The sequence below is a fragment of the Mycobacterium cookii genome, assembly GCF_010727945.1.
Taxonomy (GTDB): Bacteria; Actinomycetota; Actinomycetes; order Mycobacteriales; family Mycobacteriaceae; genus Mycobacterium; species Mycobacterium cookii.
This window is the reverse complement of record NZ_AP022569.1, coordinates 4,904,985-4,919,538: the sequence shown is the minus strand read 5'-3', so window position 1 is coordinate 4,919,538 and position 14,554 is coordinate 4,904,985. Positions and strand designations below refer to the sequence as shown.

Sequence of the window (14,554 nt, the reverse complement as noted above, 5' to 3'; positions counted from 1 at the left end):
ACCCACCGTATCGTAATTGCCTGCCTCAACGAAGAGGGCACCTCATGCCAAATGAACCTGTTCTCGATCAAGTCGATCGACTCCAGCGCTCCAGCCGCGACAAGTCGACATTACCGGCGGTGATGTCGCGATGGATGTCGACGGTGCTGCCCGGCGGCGCCACACCGGACATCACCGTGGAGAGCGGGATCGACTCCACCGGCATGTCGTCGGAGACCATCATCTTGACCGCCCGCTGGGAGCAGGACGGCAAGCCTGTCACGCAGAAGCTGGTCGCCCGGGTGGCGCCGACTGCTGAGGACGTGCAGGTGTTCCCGACGTATCGGCTCGACCACCAATTCGACGTGATCCGCAAGGTCGGCGAACTGACCGACGTCCCGGTCCCCCGGGTGCGCTGGCTGGAGAACACCGGCGAGGTGCTGGGCACACCGTTCTTCTTGATGGACTACGTCGACGGCGAAGTGCCGCCCGACGTCATGCCCTACACCTTCGGCGGCAACTGGTTCGCCGACGCGCCCGCCGAACGCCAGCGTGAACTGCAGGACGCCACGGTATCGGTGTTGGCATCGCTGCACTCAATCCCGAACGCCGAGAAGACGTTTGGATTTCTCGCCGACGGCCAATCGGACGACTCGGCTCTGCGCAGGCATGTCAACTGGGTGAAGTCCTGGTACGACTTCGCGGTGCCCGACATCGGCCGGTCGCCGTTGCTGGAGCGCACCTTCGACTGGCTGGAAGACCACTGGCCGAAGGAAGCCGCCGCCGCCGCACCGGTACTGCTCTGGGGCGACGCCCGGGTGGGCAACGTGTTGTACCGCGACTTCCGCCCGGTGGCCGTACTGGACTGGGAGATGGTGACGCTGGGTCCGCGCGAGCTGGACGTCGCATGGATGATCTTTGCGCACATGGTCTTTCAGGAGCTGGCCGGCCTGGCGACACTGCCCGGCCTGCCCGATGTGATGCGCGAAGACGACGTCCGCGCCACTTACAAGCGGCTCACCGGCGTCGACATCGGCGACCTGCATTGGTTCTACGTCTACTCCGGCGTGATGTGGGCCTGTGTGTTCATGCGCACCGGCGCGCGACGCGTGCACTTCGGCGAGACCGAGAAGCCCGACGACGTCGAATCGCTGTTCTACCACTCTGGACTGATGAGACGTCTTATCGGAGAGGACCGCTAATGCCCCGATCACTTGGACCGCTCGACGAATTCCCGGTACATCAAGTCCCCCAACCGATCGCATGGCCGGGCTCCTCCGACCGCAACTTCTACGATCGGTCCTACTTCAACGCCCACGACCGCACCGGTGACATCTTCGTCATCAGCGGCATCGGCTACTACCCCAACCTCGGGGTGAAAGACGCGTTCCTGCTCATCAGGCGTGGCGACACCCAGACCGCGGTGCACCTCTCGGATGCCATCGACCAGGATCGGCTCAACCAGAACGTCAACGGCTATCGCGTCGAGGTGATCGACCCGCTGCACAAGCTGCGCATCACGCTTGACGAAACCGAAGGCATCTCAGCCGATCTCACCTGGCAAGGCCTGTTCGACGTCGTCCAGGAACAGCCGCACCTGATGCGCTCCGGCAACCGGGTGACTCTCGACGCGCAGCGTTTCGCGCAGCTCGGTAGCTGGAGTGGCCGGATCATCGTGGACGGCAAGGAAATTGCCGTCGACCCCGCAACCTGGATCGGCAGCCGCGATCGGTCCTGGGGCATCCGGCCGATCGGTGAGCCCGAGCCGGCGGGCCGGCCCGCAGACCCGCCGTTCGAGGGCATGTGGTGGCTGTATGTGCCGATCGCGTTCGACGACTTCGCGGTCGTGCTGATCATCCAGGAAGAGCCCAACGGCTTCCGCTCGCTGAACGACTGCACCCGGATTTGGCGCGACGGCCGCGTCGAACAGCTGGGCTGGCCGCGGGTGAAGATTCACTACCGCTCCGGCACCCGCATCCCGACCGGCGCGACGATCGACGCCGCCGCTCCCGACGGCACGCCCGTCCATTTCCACGTCGAATCCAAGCTGCCGGTGCCCATCCACGTCGGTGGCGGCTACGGCGGCGACTCGGACTGGCTGCACGGCATGTGGAAGGGCGAGAAGTTCGTAGAGCGGTTGACCTACGACATGACCGATCCGGCGATCATCGGGCGCTCCGGTTTCGGGGTCATCGACCACGTCGGACGGGCGGTGTGCCGCGACGGCGACGGCGCCCCGGTCGAGGGCTGGGGTCTCTACGAGCACGGTGCGCTGGGCCGGCACGACCCGTCAGGCTTCACAGATTGGCTAACCGTTGCGCCTTAACGTAATTCGTCGACGATCGCAGCCAGCGTCTCCAGGCTGAGCGGCGCCGCCTGGTACAGACACACGGTGTCGGCGATGCCGTCTACACGGTCGCGGATGTGCCGTGCGACGTCGGCCGGGGTGCCGCACGCGGCGATGGTGTGCAGGATCTCGTCGGTGATGAGCCCGCCCATGTCGTCCCAGCGGCCCTGCTTGGACAGCGCGTTCAGTTCCGGCTGCAGATCCTGCCAGCCGTGCGCGGCCAGCACCGGCCGGTAGGCAGGCGTCGATCCGTAGAACGCCAGCAGCGCACGCGTCCGCGCGTCGGCCTGCTCGCGTTCGGCGTCGGTTTCACCCGCCGACACGATGATCTCGGGCAGCACCGTGAAGCCGTCGCGGCCCGCGGCGCCGAGCCGCACCATTGGCATGGTGTGCTCGTGCAGAAATCGCTTGCTGCCGAACGGCATCACCAGCAAACCGTCGGCGTGCTCGGCGACGGCCCGGGTCAGCCGCGGTCCCAGCGCGCCGACGTAGATCGGCGGCGGCCCATACGGATTGGGGCCGGGGTTGAACGTCGGCGTCATCAGGGTGTGCCGGTAGTAGTCGCCGCGAAAATCCAGCCGGTCACCGGTGTTCCACGCCGCGAAGATCGCCCGAAGCGCCGCGATCAGTTCGGTCATCCGGGCCACCGGCTTGTCGAACTGCGCGCCGAACCGCTTTTCGATCTGGGTGCGGATCTGGGTTCCGAGGCCGAGGATGAATCGGCCCGAACTCAGCAGCTGATGGTCATTGGCCTGGTGCGCCAGATGAATCGGGTTGCGCGGAAACGCGATTGCGACGTTCGTCATCAGATTCAGGTCTGGGACGGTGGCCGCCAACGTCAGCGGCGCGAACACGTCGTGCGGGCCCTCGAAGGTGGCGACGCCGCTGGCGCCGGCGTCGCGCAATTCCCGGGCACGCTCGGCTGCGTCGTTCAGCCCGTAGAGAGCAGTGAAGACTTTCACCGGTGAATCACATCACGCAGCACCCATGATGTTGACTAAGGGGCATGGCCGACCCGACCTGGACCGCCGATGTCGTCGTGGTGGGAGCCGGCTTCGCCGGCCTCGCCGCAGCCCGCGAGCTGACCCGGCTCGGTCACGACGTGCTAGTGCTCGAGGGCCGCGACCGGGTCGGTGGACGCTCGTACACCAGCCACGTCGCCGGCATCCCGGTTGACATGGGTGGCACGTTCGTCGGCCCGACGCAGGACGCCGTGCTCAAGTTCGCCCACGATCTGGGCGTCTCGACCGAGCCGACGTACCACGACGGAGCCAACCTGATCCGGTGGCGCGGCGCCGTCCGCTCGTACAGCGGGACGATCCCGCGGCTGTCGCTGGGCGGCCTGATCGATCTCGCCCGCGTGCGCTGGCAATTCGCGCGTATCGCCAAGACGATCTCGCTGAGCGAGCCCTGGACCGCCCGTCGCGCCGCCCGGCTCGACGGCCAGTCGCTGGGGGCCTGGCTGCGATCGGTGCACGCGGGTTCCACCGCACGCGATCTGCTGGCGATCATGACGCGGGTGACCTGGGGGTGCGAACCCGACGATGTGTCGATGCTGCACGCCGCCCGCTACGTGCGCGCAGCCGGCGGCCTGGACCGGATGCTCGACGTCGAAAACGGCGCCCAGCAGGACCGTTTCCCGTCCGGCACGCAACACGTCGCCGACACGGCAGCCGCCGAACTCGGCAGCCGGCTGGTGTTGCAGGCGCCGGTCAAACACATCGACCACCGCCACGACGGGGTGCGCGTCACCACCGAAAAGGGCTGTGCCGATGCCCGATTCGCCGTCCTCGCCATTCCGCCGGAGCATCGGGGCTCCATCGAGTTCGCTCCACCGCTGCCCGTCGAGCATCAAGAGCTCGTCGCCCACTGGCCGCAGGGCCGACTCAGCAAGGCCTACGCCGCTTACGCGACTCCGTTCTGGCGCGAGCACGGTTATTCCGGTGAGGCGTTGTCCGACGAGGGCCCGGTGTTCATCACCTTCGACGTCAGCCCGCAGCCCGACGGGCCGGGTGTGCTGCTGGGCTTCGTCGACGCCCGCACATTCGACGGGCTACCGGCCGACCAACGCAAACAGCGGGCGCTGGAGTGCTTCGCGTCGTTGTTCGGCGACGAGGCCCGCACACCGCTCGACTACATCGACCAGCGCTGGGGCGCAGAGCAATTCGCGGCGGGCGGCCCGACAGCCGCAGTGCCGCCGGGATCGTGGACGCGCTATGGACCGTGGCTACGGCGCCCAGTCGGCCCGATCCACTGGGCCGGCACCGAGACCGCTGACGAATGGACCGGATTCCTCGATGGGGCGGTGCGCAGCGGGCAGCGGGCAGCCGCCGAAGTCCACGCAAGGCTGTGAGCGCCGCTCCTCCTCATCGCTTCGCTCTGCATCGTCGCGGCGCGGCTTATAGGGCGCGGCGCAGGCTGACCGATCCGGCCAGCGCGTGCAGTTCACGGTTGACCTCGGTCGGGCGTTCCAGCATCGAGCAGTGCCCGCCGGGCAACACGACAAGCCCCGCCGGGTTCGGCAGGGCGGCGGCGATCCGCTGGGACTGGATCAGCGGCGTCAGCCGGTCGCGTTCGCTGCCGATCACCAGCGTCGGAACGGTCAGCCCGGTCAGGTTGATGTGCCTGCGGCCCATCGTGTCGACGAGCGCCTTTCCGCAGCCGCCACGGCCGGCCGGTGAGGTGGCGGTGAAGAGCTCGTTGATCAGCGCCGCGACGCTGTGGTGGGCCTCAGATCCGACCGCGAGCATCGAGATCATCTCCCGGCTCACTCGCCGCACCATCGGCGGCACCGCGAACGACCCGAAGGTTCCCACCAGCGCCCGTCCACCCAGTACCCGCGCGGCCGCGAGGGGCGCCGGCACCGGAAGCAACCGCACCTCACGCAGCAGGTCACCGGTGGTCGTGTTGATCAATGCGACCGCATCGGCACGCGCCGGGACCTTGTGGCGGTATCGGTCCGACCAGGCGGCGATGGCCATTCCGCCCATCGAATGCCCCGCGATGACGGCGCGTTCGCCGGGCGCGAGTGTCGCCTCCAGCACCGCGTCGACGTCAGCCGCGAGGTGACTCAGGCTGTAGCCCCCGCGCCGGGGGATACCGCTGCGGCCGTGACCCCGGTGGTCGAAGGCGATCACCCGGTAGTCCTGCGCCAACTCGGCAATCTGGTACGTCCACGCCCTAATCGCGCAGGTGATGCCGTGTGCCAGGACGATCGGATAGCCGTCTTCGCGCCCGAACACCTCGGTGTGCAGGCGGGTTCCGTCCGTGGAGCGAACCTCGATGGTACGGCTGGGCGGCAAGGCCACGGGTAAGTCGCTCCGCCCGCGGGTCGATTGCGGAGAAGTCATGGCCGCCCCCTTTGATGCGGCGCCGATGCCGCGTTCGGTGAGTGTATCGGGCTTCATTACCCAGAAAGTCGAAAAAATATCCGTGGCGACATTTTTTGCCTGCGCAACGGGCCTGTACAGCAGAGATGCCGATTCGAAAGTTCGCCGCCCGGCGCAGCCATAGACTGGCGACGGATCAGCGAAATTCGGCGAAAACCAGCTAAGAAGGAGCGGAGCAACCATGTCGACCATCGAAGTGGCTGCACAGACGCAGACACCGTTCGGACAGGGCTCGCACGACAGCTTCGAGAGTGATGTAGCCGCCACTCAGCAATACTTCGACACTCCGCGCTTCGACGGAATCACCCGCCTGTACTCCGCGCGCCAGGTCGCGGAACAACGCGGCACCATCCCGGCCGACTACATCACTGCGCGCAAGGCGGCCGAAGCGTTCTACCCGCGGCTACGTGAGCTTTTCGCGCAAAAGAAGAGCATCACCACCTTCGGCCCGTATTCGCCCGGGCAGGCGGTGACCATGAAGCGGATGGGCATCGAGGGCATCTACCTCGGCGGGTGGGCCACCTCGGCGAAAGGCTCCATCAGCGAAGACCCAGGACCCGACCTGGCCAGCTATCCGCTCAGCCAGGTACCCGACGAAGCCGCCGGCCTGGTCCGCGCGCTGCTGACCGCCGACCGCAACCAGCAATACCTCCGGCTGCGGATGAGCGAGGAGCAGCGCGAGCGGACTCCGGCGACGGATTACCGGCCGTTCATCATCGCCGACGCCGACACCGGTCACGGCGGAGATCCGCACGTGCGCAACCTGATCAAGCGCTTCGTCGAAGCCGGGGTGCCCGGATACCACATCGAGGACCAGCGCCCCGGGACCAAGAAGTGTGGCCACCAGGGCGGCAAGGTTCTCGTGCCGTCGGATGAGCAGATCAAGCGGCTCAACACCGCGCGGTTCCAGCTCGACATCATGCGGGTGCCGGGCATCATCGTCGCCCGCACCGATGCCGAAGCGGCCAACCTGCTCGACAGCCGCGCCGACGAGCGTGACCAGCCGTTCCTGCTCGGCACCACCAACCTGAAGATCCCGTCGTACAAGTCCTGTTTCCTCGCGATGGTGCGGCGCTTCTACAACGCCGGCTTCCACGAACTCAACGGTCACCTGCTCTACGCGCTACCCGACGGCGAGTACGCCGTCGCCGATGCCTGGTTGGAGCGGCACGGCATCGCGGAACTGATCGCAAGCGCGGCCGCGTCGCCGGACCACGCCCAGGGGTCGATCGATGCCCTCTTTGACGAGATCGAGTCGAAGTTCGTCGACGCCTGGCAGAACGACGCCGGGCTGATGACCTACGGCGAAGCCGTCGCGGAGCTGCTCGAATTCGCCGAGGGCGAGGGCGAATCGCGCGACATGACGGTGGCCGAATGGCGGAAGTTCGCGCAGCGGGCGCCGTTGTACACCGCGCGCGAAAAGGCCCGCCAGCTGAGCGCCGCCCCCGACTGGGACTGCGAGCTGGCCAAGACGCCGGAGGGCTACTACCAGATTCGCGGCGGCATTCCATACGCGATCGCCAAGTCACTGGCCGCGGCACCGTTCGCCGACCTGCTCTGGATGGAAACCAAGACAGCCGATCTCGTCGACGCCCGCGAATTCGCCGACGCGATTCACGCCGAGTTCCCCGACCAGATGCTGGCCTACAACCTCTCGCCGTCGTTCAACTGGGACACCACCGGCATGACCGACGACGAAATGCGGGCATTCCCAGAAGAACTCGGCAAGATGGGCTTCGTCTTCAACTTCATCACCTACGGCGGACACCAGATCGACGGTGTCGCCTCCGAGGAGTTCGCCACCAACCTGCGTCAGGACGGCATGCTGGCGTTGGCGCGGCTGCAGCGCAAGATGCGCCTGGTCGAATCGCCTTACCGCACACCGCAAACCCTGGTCGGTGGGCCGCGCAGCGACGCCGCCCTGGCGGCGTCCTCCGGCCGCACGGCGACCACCAAGGCGATGGGCGCGGGTTCGACCCAGCATCAGCACCTGGTGCAGACCGAGGTGCCCAAGAAGCTGCTCGAGGAGTGGCTGGCGCTCTGGGGCGACCACTACCAGATCGGCGAGAAGCTGTCGGTGCAGCTACGCCCGCGGCGGGCCGGGTCCGACGTGCTCGAACTCGGGATCTACGGTGGCGGCGACGAGCCGCTGGCCAACGTGGTCGTCGACCCGATCAAGGACCGGCACGGTCGCAACATCCTGACGGTGCGTGACCAGAACACCTTCGCCGAGAAGATGCGGCAGAAGAGGCTGATGGACGTCATCCACCTGTGGCTGATTCACCGGTTCAAGCCGGAGATCGTGTACTACGTGACGCCGACCGAGGACAACATCTATCAGACCGAGAAGATGAAGTCGCACGGCATCTTCAGCAACGTGTACCAGGAAGTCGGCGAGATCATCGTCGCCGACGTGAACCAGCCGCGCATCGACGAGCTACTCGGCTCCGACCGCGCTGCGTTGAAGAAGCTGATCGCCAAAGAGGACTAGCCGACAAGCTCGGGATGGCACTTTGCCGCCATGCGGCGAAGTCCGTCCTGCCAGTCAACCGTGCCGGCGCCCACCAGCTCGTGCATCCGTGACACGTCAGTCGGGTTGCCGCGCAACGCCTGTGGGCTGGTTTCGAAGACGGGTTCCTTGCCGACCAGGGAGCCGAGGTAATGGCACCAGTCCTGCAGGCTCACGGTTTGGTCGCCGCACCAGTTGACGGTGACGGCGGGCACCGACGCGGCTTCGAGCAGCTTCGGAATCGTGGCGATGATGTCGTCTTCGTGAATTGGGTTGTAGCGGGCCGCATCTCCGGCGGGCACCGGAATCGGGATGCCGGCCAGCATCATCTCCATGTGGTAGAACGGCCAGCCGCCGTTGTCGCCGTAGGGGACGTTGAGCCGGGCGATGATCGTCGGCAGATCGAGCACGCGGGCCATCGTGCGGGCGACGACTTCGCCGGCGATCTTGGAGATCGAATAGGTCGGGAACAGCGGCTTGTGGTTGTCGCCCAGGGCGGCGCGCTCACTGCGTGGTTCGTCGTCGGGTGGGTCGTAGACCGCGGCAGATGAGCAGTGCAGGAACGCTTTTGCGGTGCGGCAGTGCGCCATCAACAGGCCGACCGACTCCGCATTGGCGCCGAGGTCCTTGTCCCAGTCGCCGCTCTTGGCCACCGCAAGGTTGAGCACGTAGTCAAAATCAGAGGGCAATCGGTCAAAGTCGCCGGCGGCCAGGTTGACCGTCTCGCAGTGAATGCCCGCTTTTTCCAGGACTTCGCGGGCCGCCGGGTTGGTGAACCGGGCGATGCCCCACACCTCGTTGTCGGCCGCCAGGGCCTGGGCGATGGGACTGGCTACTTGTCCGGTCGGACCGGTGATCAGGATCTTGGCGCCTCGCATCAGCCGATCGTATGCCCAGGAATTCTCGGCCACGGCGGAACAAGAACGTACACCGATCGGTTTACAAGCGATGAGAACGCCGTTGTCACTGCTAAGGAGTCTTGATATGTCCACTGTCCTGGTAACCGGAGCGGGTCGCGGAATCGGCCGCGCCATCACCGAAGAGTTCATCCGCCGAGGCCATCGGGTCATCGGCACCGCACGTGACCCGCGATCACTCGACGGCCTGGACCTCGCCCAGCGTCTGGCCCTCGACGTCACCGACGACGCCAGCGTGGCCGCGGCGTTCGCGGCCGCCGGAGACGTCGACATCGTCGTCGTCAATCCCGCCGACATCTTCTATGCCGCCGTCGAGGCCATTCCGCTGGACGAACTGCAGCGCATCTTTAACCTCAACACCGTCGGTGCGCTGCGCGTCGCGCAAGCCGCGCTACCGGGCATGCGGGCCCGCGGCGAGGGCAAGTTGCTGTTCATGTCGAGCGTCCTCGGCCGGGTCGTACTGCCGACCGGGGCGGCCTACGCATCGACCAAGTGGGCGCTGGAGGCGCTGGTCGAAGCCCTGGCGATCGAGGTGGCGCCGTTCGGCGTCCAGGCCACGCTGCTGGAGCCCGGAGCGGTGAGTTCCGGCGCGCTCGACAACGTCAAGAGCTACACGCTGCCTGACGATCCGTACGCCGGCTTGGCAGGCGACGAGGAAGTGCGCCGCGCGATCATCACCCCGGAACAGGTGGCAACCGAGATCGCTGACGCCGCCGAAAAGCCACAGCTGCCGCTGCGGCTGCCGATCGGTGACCCCGCCCGCGCGTTGCTGGCCGCCCGCCGGGCGGCTCCGGACGACGTGCCGTTCGCCTAGGGGCGCTTAGGGCCGCATCTCGTAGGCGCCGTCGTAAGCCCTGATCTGCTCCCACACCCGGTCGAAGCGGTGCGCATCCGATATCGGTTTGCGCACCGCTTTGATCGCCCAGTCTTGCTGCGCCGCGGTGGAACTCGGCTTTCCGTGTAGGGCGACGGCGTAGCCGGAGAAGTCGCGGATCTGGACGGCGAAGATCTGGTCCAGCAGGTCGGGGTCCAACCCGATCAGGTCGGCTTGCTCCAGAATCAGCTGGCCGTAGACGATCAGCGTGAACAGGTGGCCGACGACGAGCAGGAAGTCGAGGTCTTTCATCTGCTCGGGGTCGGGCGCGGCGGTGGCCAGCAGTTCTTTGAGTGCACCGGCCTGCTCGTAGAACACCGCGACATTCGGCACGCTGGTGTGCTTTTCGTATACCGCGGCCCAGTCGGCGAATTGCACCTTGGAGGCGCCGCGCGCCGGACCCTGGGCCCAGAAGAACACGTCGTCGGCCGGGTCGTTGCGGGTGCCGATCTCGGGATACGTCGCGGGATTGAACATGTAGTTTGGCATGAACTTCAGGATCTGCGCGACGTTGACGTGCACGGTGCCTTCCAGCCGCGGCAGGGCTCCGATCAGCCGGGCCACTTCGCTGAAGTAGGTGTTCTTCTCGAAACCCTTGGCGGCCAGCACATCCCATAGCAGCGTGACGACGGCTTCACCTTCCGAGGTGACTTTGGACTTCGTCACCGGATTGAACAGCAGATAGCGCCTATCGTCGAGGCTTGCGCTGCGGAAGTAGTCGATCGCCCGGTCGCTGAACAGTTTCATCGCGATCAACCTTGCGTAGGCCTCGACGAAACTGGCTCGCACGTGCGGGAAGTCGGTGACCGGGTTGCCGTACAGGATGCGGTTGTTGGCGTGGGTGATCGCTTCGTAGAAAGCGTGCTCGCACATCCCGATCGAGCCCGAGCACAGGTTGAACTTGCCGACGTTGACCGTGTTCAGCGCGGCCGAGAACGCTTCTGGCCCGGTGCACAGGATGTCCTCTTCGTGCACCGGATAGTCGTTGAGTCGGAAGTTGCTGACGAACATCTGACCGTGCACCACGTTGCCGATCAGTTCGTAGTTCTCGTGCCCGCTGTCGGCGACAAACCACACATAACCGTCCGCGCCATCGACGTCGGTGCGACGGGAGAACACCGACACCATGCCGGCGACGTTGCCGTTGCCGATGTAGTACTTCTCCCCCGACGCCCGGAATACGACACCCTCGTCGTCGTCGTCGCGTGCGGGCGTGAGCAGCAGGTCGGTGTTGTAGATGTCGGCGCCGTGCTCGCGTTCGGAGAGCGCGAACGCCATCACGCCGCCCGCCTCGAGTTGGGCGGCTGCGCGTTCCTTGGCCTTGATGTTGTCGCTCTGCCAGATCGGCCCGAGTCCCAGGATGGTGACCTGCTCGGCGTACCAGTAGGACAGGCCGTAGAAGCCGAAGATCTCGCTGAGCGCGGCGTTACGCGAGGTGTCCCATCGCTTGTTCGGGTCGCCCGCGCTGTACTCGGACGGGGTGAGGAAGGTCGCGAAGATCTTTTCCTGCTTGATGAAGTCGAGGAAGTCCGACACCCAGGCCGCTTCGAGGTCGTCGCGCAGCAGTTTGGCCTTGCCGCGGGCTTCGAACCAGTCGATCACCGCCCGCAGTTGACGTCGGGTTTCGGGGTCGAAGTGCGACGGGTCGTAGGCATTCGGATCGAAGAGCAGTCCCATGGCGGTCGAATCTAGCGGTGTGGGTCTCGAGAAGCTAACGATTCGGCGATAGCGCGGCGTGGGTGCGGGTTCTCGCTGGTTGCTCGTGTTGTCGTGAGAACTTATGTCCTCTTACCTGCCTTGCACCCGACGTCTTGCCGTCGTTGCGGCGGCGTGCTGGACGCTGTTCGCGATCGGCACGCCCGCGGCCTCCGCCGACCCGTCCACCGATGCGCTGGGTTTCGTCGATTCCAGCGCGCGCTGCGCGGCACCGAACACGGCCGTGGCATTCGGCAGCACGGCGAATTCGCGGGTGGCGATCTGCAAGAGTCCGGCCGGCCAGTACGGCTACCACGGGGTGCGGGTCAGCGACGGCGCCAAGTTGATCGCGTTGGCCACGGCGTCGCCCGACGGGAGCTTCGTCGCCAAGCAGGACGGCGTCACCTACACGGTGACGTCGAGCGCGCTGGTGGTCAGCGACGCCAGCGGGGTGATCCGCAGCGAGCCGATGGTGTCGTATCACGGACCGAAGACCACACCGGCCGCGGCCGGGTCGCCGACAACCCCGGCGGCGGCACCGGCAGCGCCTCAAACGTCGACGGCACCGGCTAAACCGCTACCGCCACCCCTGCCCGCCGAAGTCGGCGGAAAACGTTAGGGTGCAGCCGAAATCGATTGGCTGACGGTGTAACTGTCGATCCCCTCGGTCCCGAGCTCACGGCCGTAGCCGCTGTTCTTGACGCCGCCGAACGGCGCCGCGGGATCCATGATGTAGCCCTGGTTGATGCCGAACGTCCCCGACCGGACCTGGGCCGCCACCGCGTATCCACGGTCGACGTCGGCGGTGAACACCGAGCCGGCCAACCCGTACTCGGAGTCGTTGGCGATCCGGATCGCCTCGTCCTCGTCGCGGTAAGGGATCACGGTCAGCACCGGGCCGAAGATCTCTTCGCGGGCTATCCGCATGTCGTTGCGGGCGTCGCTGAACAGCGTCGGCTTGACGTACCAGCCGGAGTCCAGCCCGTCGGGCATCTCGCTGCCGCCGACGACCAGCCGCGCGCCCTCGCTCTTGCCCGCTTCGATGTAGCCGCGGACCCGCTCCTGCTGGCGCTGGGCTACCAGCGGGCCGATCGCGGTGCCGGGATCGGCGGGGTCGCCGACCGGCATCGCCGCCATCGTCGCCGCCAGCGCGTCGACGAACTCGGCTTCGCGATCCGCCGGCACCAGGATCCGGCTCAACGCGTTGCATACCTGTCCGCTGTTGGCCAGGCTGGCCATCTGCACGCCGCTGGCCACCGCCGAGGGGTCGGCGTCGTCGAGCACGATGGCCGCGGATTTGCCGCCGAGCTCGAGGCTGACCTGCTTGAGCCCCGCGGCGCAGGCCAACGCGACCTTGCGCCCGGCCGCCGTGGATCCGGTGAAGGAGACCTTGTCCACACCGTCGTGACCGACCAACGCCTCGCCGACCTCGACGCCGCCGGGCACCACGTTGAACACGCCGGGTGGCAGGTCCGCCTCGGCGACCAGCTCGGCCAGCAGCAGCGCGTCGAGCACCGACTCGGGTGCGGGTTTGAGCACCACCGAACACCCGGCCAGCAGTGCGGGTATGACCTTGGTGACGGTCAGGAATTGCGGCATGTTCCACGGCACCACTGCGGCGACGACACCGACGGGTTGCTTGTTGATCCGAATGTCGTTGCCGTACAGGCCTGGACGGTCATGCTGCCACTGGTAGGTCGCCGCCATCCCGCAGAACGCCGACATCATCATGAGTGGCAGTCCGGCCTGGGCCCGCTTCGCGAACGAGATCGGCGCCCCGATCTCGGCGGAGATGAGCGCGGCCATGTCGGCCCGACGCTCCTTGTAGATGCCGGCCAATCGGGTGATCGCCTCGATCCGTTCGGCCGGCTGCATCCGCGGCCACGGCCCGGCGTCGAACGCCGCTCGTGCCGCCTGCACCGCGCGGTCGACATCGGCCGGGCCGGCGCAGGCCGCGTGACCGATCACCGCCTCGCTGTGCGGTGACACCACGCTGATGGCGGCATCAGTGTCGGGGGCGTCCCATTTGCCGTCGATGAAGATCTGATCCCGTTGGTACATCTCAACCTTTCAGGTGTTGCGACCGCCGTTGACGCCCAGGATCTGCCCGGTGATGTAGCTGGCCTCGTCGGATACGAAAAACGAACAGGCGGCCGCGATGTCTTCCGGTCGGCCCACCCGGCGCACCGGCGTCCGATTGATGTGATCTTCCACGGTCCCGCCGAGCAGATGCCGGCTTTCGGCACTGCGCAGCATCGGCGTGTCCACGAACCCCGGCGGCACGGCGTTCACGGTGATCCCGGCCGGACCGTATTCCAGGGCCAGCGATTTGGTGAGGCCGTTCACCGCCGACTTCGCGGCGACGTAGTGCGCCATGAACGGCTGACCGGAGTGCGTGCTCGACGACGAGATGTTGACGATGCGACCCCACCCGGCTTCGACCATGTCCGGCAACACCGCCTGGATGGTGTGGAAGACGCCGTTGAGGTTGACGTCGATCACCTTGGACCATTCCGGGAAGGACATCTTCGAGAACTTCTGGAAGCCCTCCACCCCGGCCGCGTTGACCAGCACCAGGATCGGGCCGAACTGCTCACGGATCGCCGCGACGGCGTTGTCCACCTGCGCGCGATCGGTGACATCGGCGATGTGGCCGAATCCGTCGTCGGTGGGCGACAGGTCGATGACAGCAACCTGGAGTCCGTCCTTGCGCAATCGTTCGGCGACCGCGCGACCAATACCTGATGCGCCGCCGGTGACCACCGCCGTCTTCAAACCCGGACCCACTTTCCTGAGCGACTGCCCAAACTCCACATGCCTATCACCCCGTGTCGATTATGGTCA

At 66.5% G+C, this 14,554-nt stretch carries 13 protein-coding genes; 7 read left to right on the top strand and 6 right to left on the bottom strand.

The features are described 5' to 3' along the window. Positions 1–44: 44 nt before the first annotated feature. On the top strand, positions 45–1,181 hold the full coding sequence (locus G6N27_RS23135; protein WP_163780493.1) for a phosphotransferase family protein: 1,137 nt from the start codon (positions 45–47) through the stop codon (positions 1,179–1,181). Then, complete coding sequence (locus G6N27_RS23130; protein WP_163780491.1) at positions 1,181–2,305, top strand: hypothetical protein; 1,125 nt, start codon at positions 1,181–1,183, stop codon at positions 2,303–2,305. Before G6N27_RS23135 ends, G6N27_RS23130 begins: the two co-directional genes overlap by 1 nt. On the opposite strand, the gene G6N27_RS23125 is transcribed toward G6N27_RS23130, so the two are convergent. Beyond that, positions 2,302–3,288: a TIGR03617 family F420-dependent LLM class oxidoreductase gene (locus G6N27_RS23125; protein WP_163780489.1), complete on the bottom strand. Its 987-nt coding sequence runs from the start codon at positions 3,286–3,288 to the stop codon at positions 2,302–2,304. The genes G6N27_RS23130 and G6N27_RS23125 overlap by 4 nt on opposite strands. A gap of 44 nt (positions 3,289–3,332) precedes the next feature. Between G6N27_RS23125 and G6N27_RS23120 the strand changes: the two genes are divergently transcribed. Beyond that, positions 3,333–4,679, top strand: coding sequence for a flavin monoamine oxidase family protein (locus G6N27_RS23120; protein WP_163780486.1), 1,347 nt, complete (start codon positions 3,333–3,335; stop codon positions 4,677–4,679). 46 nt (positions 4,680–4,725) lie between these two features. On the opposite strand, the gene G6N27_RS23115 is transcribed toward G6N27_RS23120, so the two are convergent. After that, positions 4,726–5,676, bottom strand: coding sequence for an alpha/beta fold hydrolase (locus G6N27_RS23115; protein WP_163780485.1), 951 nt, complete (start codon positions 5,674–5,676; stop codon positions 4,726–4,728). On the opposite strand from G6N27_RS23115, the gene G6N27_RS23110 reads away from it, so the two are divergent. Then, positions 5,675–5,839: a hypothetical protein gene (locus tag G6N27_RS23110; RefSeq protein ID WP_163780483.1), complete on the top strand. Its 165-nt coding sequence runs from the start codon at positions 5,675–5,677 to the stop codon at positions 5,837–5,839. The two genes, G6N27_RS23115 and G6N27_RS23110, sit on opposite strands and share 2 nt — an antisense overlap. 57 nt (positions 5,840–5,896) lie before the next feature. Further along, a complete protein-coding gene (aceA, locus tag G6N27_RS23105; RefSeq protein ID WP_163780481.1) occupies positions 5,897–8,206 on the top strand; it encodes an isocitrate lyase ICL2 in 2,310 nt (769 codons plus the stop codon). On the opposite strand, the gene G6N27_RS23100 is transcribed toward aceA, so the two are convergent. Continuing rightward, positions 8,203–9,102, bottom strand: a complete 900-nt coding sequence (locus G6N27_RS23100; protein ID WP_163780479.1) for an NAD-dependent epimerase/dehydratase family protein — start codon at positions 9,100–9,102, stop codon at positions 8,203–8,205. The two genes, aceA and G6N27_RS23100, sit on opposite strands and share 4 nt — an antisense overlap. A 106-nt stretch (positions 9,103–9,208) precedes the next feature. On the opposite strand from G6N27_RS23100, the gene G6N27_RS23095 reads away from it, so the two are divergent. Further along, the gene (locus G6N27_RS23095) at positions 9,209–9,955 is read left to right on the top strand and encodes an SDR family NAD(P)-dependent oxidoreductase (RefSeq protein WP_163780477.1); all 747 of its coding nucleotides are present in this window, start codon (positions 9,209–9,211) and stop codon (positions 9,953–9,955) included. A gap of 6 nt (positions 9,956–9,961) precedes the next feature. On the opposite strand, the gene G6N27_RS23090 is transcribed toward G6N27_RS23095, so the two are convergent. After that, positions 9,962–11,692, bottom strand: coding sequence for an acyl-CoA dehydrogenase family protein (locus tag G6N27_RS23090; protein ID WP_163780475.1), 1,731 nt, complete (start codon positions 11,690–11,692; stop codon positions 9,962–9,964). 103 nt (positions 11,693–11,795) lie between these two features. Here G6N27_RS23090 and G6N27_RS23085 point away from each other — a divergent pair, with 103 nt between their 5' ends. After that, positions 11,796–12,329 carry a hypothetical protein gene (locus G6N27_RS23085; protein ID WP_163780473.1) on the top strand — a complete coding sequence of 178 codons (534 nt, stop codon included), beginning with the start codon at positions 11,796–11,798 and terminating at the stop codon, positions 12,327–12,329. On the opposite strand, the gene G6N27_RS23080 is transcribed toward G6N27_RS23085, so the two are convergent. Both G6N27_RS23080 and G6N27_RS23075 read right to left on the bottom strand, forming a co-directional pair. Then, complete coding sequence (locus G6N27_RS23080; RefSeq protein ID WP_163780470.1) at positions 12,326–13,771, bottom strand: aldehyde dehydrogenase; 1,446 nt, start codon at positions 13,769–13,771, stop codon at positions 12,326–12,328. The genes G6N27_RS23085 and G6N27_RS23080 overlap by 4 nt on opposite strands. A 9-nt stretch (positions 13,772–13,780) precedes the next feature. Further along, positions 13,781–14,485 carry an SDR family NAD(P)-dependent oxidoreductase gene (locus G6N27_RS23075; RefSeq protein WP_163782224.1) on the bottom strand — a complete coding sequence of 235 codons (705 nt, stop codon included), beginning with the start codon at positions 14,483–14,485 and terminating at the stop codon, positions 13,781–13,783. Positions 14,486–14,554: the final 69 nt, after the last annotated feature.